The sequence below is a fragment of the Hymenobacter busanensis genome, from assembly GCF_008727865.1.
Lineage (GTDB): Bacteria > Bacteroidota > Bacteroidia > Cytophagales > Hymenobacteraceae > Solirubrum > Solirubrum busanense.
The window spans coordinates 573906-580106 of the sequence record NZ_VTWU01000004.1 but is presented as its reverse complement, the minus strand read 5'-3'; the positions used below and the strand labels follow the sequence as shown (position 1 = coordinate 580106).

Here is a 6201-nt window from a genome sequence, read left to right as displayed (position 1 = left end):
TCCGCAATTACCTAAAGGACATAAGCTGAGGATTATTCCCCAACACGCTCTAAGGGTAAATGGTTTCTCCGATACAAGGACCTGCATAATCAGCTACCGTAGCCCCCATCGGCCCGAGCAACGGCGGCTGCATGAACGATGTAGAGACGCATAGTTGCGTCTCGTCGTTGAACGACCGGTATTGCGCAATCTAAACAAACAACCTCAGCAACTATTGAGACGCAATTATGCGTCTCTACACCTCGCTCCGAAACTCCGCCAGTTGGTACAGATGCCCCTCCTCTCCCACCCGCAGCAGCCACGGTTGCTCATTCAGCGCCCCGGTGCTCGGGCCGTAGGAAAACAGCCGCAGCGGCCGCATCTGCGCCAGTTCCCGCAGCCGCGCCAGCACTTGCTGCATGATGCTGCCGGTGAAGGGCGTGAACAGGTAGAATGCCGTAGCGTCGGCGAAATCGGCCGTGCGGGCGTCGGCGCAGCGGAACTGCACTTGCGGCAGGTTCAGGGCGGCGGCGCAGGCCTGGGCGTAGCGGCAGTAGGCGGGCTCGATTTCGATGCCGCGGGTGGTTGCGCCGCTCAGCAGGTGCACCAGCAGCGGCACCTGGCCCAAGCCGCTGCCCAGGTCGTAGAGCACATCGGAGGGTGCGAGGCGGGCGGCCAGCTCCAGGATGATGCGGGCGGGCGTTTTCTGGTAGTACACCATTTCCGGGTCGCGGCTTTCCGGCTCCGGCAGCGCGCCGGGCTCGGGAAACAGCCCGTCGGTCAGCGCGTCGAGGTGGTCGTAGCGGGTGGCGACGGTGGAGGTGGGCCGGCCGGCGTGGGTCGTAAGCAGCTGGCGCATACGGGGCGGCGAGTGTTGGCCGGCCCGAATTTCGGCTTGCAGGCGTTGAAAAAACTGCTGATTCACGGCCTCAAGCCGGGCTTGCCACGCCCGGCCCCGGCGGCGCAGGTTGCTGAGCGGCGCCGAACCGGCACCGGCTTCCGCCTCGGGCAGCAGCAGCAGTTCCAGCTGATCGAGGCAGTCGGCGCGGGCGGCGAAATGGGCCTCGGTCAGCAGCTCCGACTGCGCGGCCAGCGCGCCGAGCAGCCGCCGGAGATGCGACGCGGGGCCGCGGCGCGCAGGGTCAGCAGGCTGTTGCATCCGGGGGCGAAGATAACGGGCCGCCCCGAACGGCAATCAGCCGGGAGCCGCCGCCCGGCTTAGTGGTCGTAGCTCACGACGCGGGTGACCTGCCACCGCCCGCCCTGCAGGCGCCACACCATCATGTTCTTGAAAGTGCCGCAGTCGTCTTTGCCGTTCTCGACGTGGCAAAAGCGGTGCTGGTAGGTTTCGACGGCCCCATAGCCCTTGATCGGGAATACCTCCAGCGTGCCGGGCACCAGCTGCCGGTTCAGGCCGGTGGTACGGTTCTGCTCAAACATCCGCCGGAAGCCCTGCATGGTTTGCTCGAAATTGGCCAGCCCGCCCTTGTCGTGGTAGAACTCCAGGTCGTCGGCGAAGTACTGCTGCAGGCGGGCCGCATCGTGCTGGTTGAAGGCCACAAACATGGCGCTGTCGAGGCTGGCAATGGTGCGGTACAGGGCCGCATCGACGGGCGCACGGGCCGCTGCAGCGCCGGGGCCGGCCGCCGGGCGCGGGGCTACGCAGGCCCCGAGCAGCAGGCCAAGCAGCCCGGACAGCGAAACAGAGTATCGGTTCATAGCTCGATGGCAACGGGTGATGAAACGGCACCGCCCGCAGGCCGGCACCGACGGGACGAAAATACCGGGCCGCCCGGGCAGGTTGATGCCTCTCACATGCATATGTGATGCAGGCGGTGCCCGCGTGGCGGCCCGGGCGCGCAAAGCACGCCCGGGGCCAGACCGCCACGGACCTTACCTTGCGCGCCATCCTATCCGCTTTGACCATGAGCCTCTCCCCTACTTGGTCGCGCCGCGCCTTTCTGCAGCGCACGGCCCTGCTCACCGCCGGAGCGCTGCTGACGGGCTGCGCCACGGGCCGCACCGTCCGCCCGGCTGTCGGCTGGCTGCTGTACGTGGGTACCTACGGCCCGGCCGAGCAGGACAACCTCTTCTTGTACCGCCTGCACGCCCGCACCGGCGAGCTAAGCCGCGTAGCCGGGTTTCGGGGCGGAACACGGCCGGGTTACCTGGCCCTTGCGCCCGACCACCGCCACTTGTATGCAGTAAATGCCAGCCAGGAATTTCAGGGCCGCAGCAGCGGCAGCGTGCGGGCATTTGCCATCGACCCGCGCACCGGCGGACTCACGCTGCTGAACGAACAAGCCTCGGAAGGGGCCGGGCCTTGCTACCTCAGCCTGACGCCTGCCGGCCACGGCGTGCTGGTAGCCAATTACGCCGGCGGCACGGTGAGTGCGCTGCCGGTGCTGCCCGGCGGCGAGCTGGCCGCGGCTACGGCCATCGACCAGCACACCGGCAGCGGACCCCACAAAAACCAGGACCGCGCCCACGCCCACTGCATCCTGCCCAACCCCGCGGGCCGCTACGCGCTGGCCGTGGACCTCGGCACCGACCAGATTCTGAGCTACGCCCTGCTCCCCGGCAGTCCGCTGCTGCAAGTGCCGCCGAAAACGGCCTTCACGGCGCAGCCGGGCGCCGGGCCGCGGCACCTGGCGTTTCACCCCAACGGCCGCTGGGCCTACGTCATCAACGAGCTAAATTCCACCATTTCGGCCCTGGCCTACGACGCCGCGGCCGGCACCTTCACCGAGCTGCACACCGTTTCGGCGCTGCCCACGGGCTTCGCCGGCCCGAACTCTAGCGCCGATATCCACGTCTCGCCCAACGGCCGGTTTGTGTACGGCTCCAACCGCGGGCACGACAGCTTGGTGGTGCTGGCCGTGGATGCCCGCACCGGCCACCTCGCCGTGGTGCAGCACGTGAGCACGCAGGGCCAAACGCCGCGCAACTTCGCCCTCTCGCCCGACGGCCGGCTGCTGCTGGTGGCCAACCAGAACTCCGATTCCATCTTCAGTTACCACGTCGACGTGAAAACCGGCCGGCTCACGCCCACCGGCTTTTCGGCCACGGTGCCGGCGCCGGTGTGCTTGCGCCTGCTGCCCGACTTTACGGGGCGCTAGGCCGAGTGGGCTGCGCCAGGGGGCGTGGGGCTTTAGTCGATGGCCAGGGGCGGCCCTACTACTTTCATTTCGTGGGCCGCGAAAATGCGGGCTACTTCCTCCGGCGTGGGCTCGGTGACGAGGGCGGCCATTGCCACGAAGAACTCTTCCAGCTTGCCAGCAGGCTGCAGGGTCACCGTCATGCGACCGCGCGGGCTGATCTGCGTCCAGGCGTGGGGCACTTGGCGGGGTAGAAAAATGGCGTCGCCAGTGCGGAGACGATGCTTGTCGGTGCCTACCAGGAAGGCGTACTCGCCGTCGAGCACGTAGAAGACTTCGTCCTGCGCCAAATGCACGTGCAAGGGGGTGCCGCGGCCCTGCGAGAGGCTGGTTTGCTCGAAGATGGCCAGCGCGCCGTTGGTGTCGTGGCCCGATACCTTCACGTCCAGAATATTCTGGTTGACGCCTTTTAGCTGGATGTGCCCGTGCCGGCGCCCTTCGCCGGCGCTGGCTTTAAAGCCCGGCCCGGGCGCCGCTGCGGCGGTAGCCACACGGGGCAGGGCGGCCAGCGGGAGTCCGGCCAGGGTCGTTTGAATGAATCGGCGGCGCTGCATGTCGGGCTGGCTTAGAGTGACGGTTTAGGAACAGGCAGCGGCGGGCCGCTTGCGCATAGCCCAATTTACTGCAAATCAGCTCAATCCTGCACCGGCTCCAGCGGCACCTCCTCGCCAATCACCGTCTTGGTCTTGGGCTTCTGGCTCACCAGCCACACCCCCACAAAAATCAGCAGGCCCTGGCCGGCGCGGGCCCAGGTAAGCTGGTCGCGGCCGAGGCCCACGGCAATAAGCACGGCCAGAATCGGCTGGAGGTAGATGTACACGCCCAACAGGGCCGGCGAGGCGTATTTCAGGGCCCAGTTGTTGAGCAGATAGGCCATGATGGTGAGCATGAAGAGCATGTAGGCAATGTCGAGCCAGATGCGCAGGGGCAGGTGGGCGTAGTCGGGCGCCTGCACCTGCTGCCAGCCAAAGGGAATGACGATGACGGCGCCCACCAGAAAGCTGCGCGCCAGCACCGTGAAGGCGTGGTACTTCTTCATCAGCGGCGCGGCCAGCACCAGGTACAGGCCGAAAAACGTAGCATTGAGCAGAATGTAGAGGTTGCCCAGCGCCACTTGGTCGCCGGCCGCGCCGGCGGGGCCGCGGCCCAGGATAACCAGCGCCGCGCCCACGCCCGCCACCGCAATGCCCAGCCCGCGCAGCAGCGTAATTCGCTCCCCCAGCAAGGCCACCGAAGCCAGCACCACCACAATAGGCGACACCGTTTGGATGAGCGAGGCGCTGATGGGCGAGGTCAGGTTCAGGCCGCCGAAAAACAGCAGCTGGTTCAGTCCAATGCCGCAGATGCCGCACAAAATGGAGCGGATGTTGTCGGCGCGGCCCACGATGCGCTCCTTGGCCACGAACCTGGCCAGCAGGCCGAACACGATGGAAGCCGTGACGACGCGCAGAATGATCAGGCCGTAGGGACCCACATACTGCGGCATCACCTCCTTGGCAATGCTGTAGTTGGCGGCGTAGATGGCGGCTACAGCAAACAGCGCAGCGTGCACGCGCAAGGGGTTGATGGACGACTGGCTCACGAAATAGAAAAGGAAAACAACAAGTACGAGCCGACCGAAACCCCGGCAACCGACCCACGGCGGGCCTACCTTTGCGCCCCGCCCACGGCGGGCTTCACCCTTTACTGCTTCAGCAGCGTTTTAGGATGCGCGCACTACAAAGGTGGCGCTACTTCTGTTTATGGCTTCACTTTTCGATCCACCCGCCGACCAGCCTCGGCCCGGCGCGCCGCTGGCCGAGCGCCTGCGCCCCCGCACCCTCTCGGAGTACGTGGGTCAGCAGCACCTCATCGGGCCCGAGGGCGTGCTGCGCCGCTACCTGAGCGCGGGCCGCATTCCGTCGCTGATACTGTGGGGGCCGCCCGGCGTGGGTAAAACCACCCTGGCCCACCTTATGGCCTCGGAGCTGAAGCTGCCTTTTGTAGCGCTGAGCGCGATAAACGCGGGCGTGAAGGACGTGCGCGACGTGATTCAGCAGGCCAAGTCGCGCCGCGGCACGCTGCTGTTCATCGACGAAATCCACCGTTTCTCGAAGTCGCAGCAAGATGCCCTGCTGGGCGCGGTGGAGCAGGGCATTGTCACGCTCATCGGGGCCACCACGGAAAATCCCTCGTTTGAGGTCATTCCGGCCATTCTGAGCCGGGCGCAGGTGTACGTGCTCGAAGGCCTGAGCAAAGACGACCTCACCGGCTTAGTCGACCGCGCCTTGGCCACCGACGAGGCCCTGCGCCGCCGCCCGGTGCAGGTAGGCAGCTACGACGCGCTGCTGCGTATCTCGGGCGGCGACGCGCGCAAGCTGCTCAACCTGCTCGAAATCGTGGTCGAGTCGGCCCCGGCCGACCCGAGCACCGGCACGGTCACCGTCACCGACGAGCTGGTGCAGCAGCTGGCCCAGCAAAACCTGGCCCGCTACGACAAAGGCGGCGAAATGCACTACGACGTCATTTCGGCCTTCATCAAGAGCATCCGCGGCTCCGACCCCAACGCGGCGCTCTACTACCTGGCCGTGATGCTGGAAGGCGGCGAAGACCCTAAGTTTATTGCCCGCCGCTTGCTCATCTTGGCCTCCGAAGACGTGGGCAACGCCAACCCCAACGCCCTGCTGCTGGCCCAGAGCACCTTCCAGGCCGTCACCGTCATCGGCATGCCCGAGTCGGATATTATTCTGGGGCAGTGCGTGGTGTACCTGGCCACTTCGCCCAAGAGCAACGCCTCGTACCTGGCCATCCGGGAGGCCCGCGCCCTGGTGAAGCAGCAGGGCGTGCAGCCCGTGCCGCTGCAGCTGCGCAACGCGCCCACCAAGCTCATGAAGCAGCTCGGCTACGGCACCGAGTACCACTATTCGCACGACGGCGCGGGCAATTTCGTGTACCAGGAGTTTATGCCCGACGCGCTCAGCGGCCGCCGCTTCTACACCCCCGGCGCCAACGCCACCGAAGCCAAGATGCAGGAGCGCCTGCGGGCGTGGTGGGGCGAGAAGTACGGGTACTAGCCCGAAAAACT

6 protein-coding genes are annotated in these 6201 nt (G+C 66.3%); 2 read left to right on the top strand and 4 right to left on the bottom strand.

The window, feature by feature from the left end:
* Window positions 1-235: 235 nt before the first annotated feature.
* Together F0P96_RS13515 and F0P96_RS13510 are read right to left on the bottom strand one after the other, a co-directional pair.
* Window positions 236-1138 (bottom strand): class I SAM-dependent methyltransferase, encoded by a 903-nt coding sequence (locus F0P96_RS13515; RefSeq protein ID WP_151079422.1) that lies wholly within the window; start codon window positions 1136-1138, stop codon window positions 236-238.
* Window positions 1139-1197: 59 nt separating this feature from the next.
* Complete coding sequence (locus F0P96_RS13510; protein WP_151079421.1) at window positions 1198-1698, bottom strand: nuclear transport factor 2 family protein; 501 nt, start codon at window positions 1696-1698, stop codon at window positions 1198-1200.
* Between the two features lie 206 nt (window positions 1699-1904).
* Here F0P96_RS13510 and F0P96_RS13505 point away from each other — a divergent pair, with 206 nt between their 5' ends.
* Entirely contained in the window at window positions 1905-3098 is a 1194-nt protein-coding gene (locus F0P96_RS13505) for a lactonase family protein (protein WP_160620077.1), read from the top strand.
* A 32-nt stretch (window positions 3099-3130) separates the two neighbouring features.
* On the opposite strand, the gene F0P96_RS13500 is transcribed toward F0P96_RS13505, so the two are convergent.
* Window positions 3131-3691, bottom strand: a complete 561-nt coding sequence (locus F0P96_RS13500) for a cupin domain-containing protein (RefSeq protein WP_151079419.1) — start codon at window positions 3689-3691, stop codon at window positions 3131-3133.
* Between the two features lie 80 nt (window positions 3692-3771).
* Window positions 3772-4719: a DMT family transporter gene (locus F0P96_RS13495; protein ID WP_235917468.1), complete on the bottom strand. Its 948-nt coding sequence runs from the start codon at window positions 4717-4719 to the stop codon at window positions 3772-3774.
* 160 nt (window positions 4720-4879) lie between these two features.
* Here F0P96_RS13495 and F0P96_RS13490 point away from each other — a divergent pair, with 160 nt between their 5' ends.
* Window positions 4880-6190 carry a replication-associated recombination protein A gene (locus F0P96_RS13490; RefSeq protein WP_151079418.1) on the top strand — a complete coding sequence of 437 codons (1311 nt, stop codon included), beginning with the start codon at window positions 4880-4882 and terminating at the stop codon, window positions 6188-6190.
* Window positions 6191-6201 lie beyond the last annotated feature (11 nt).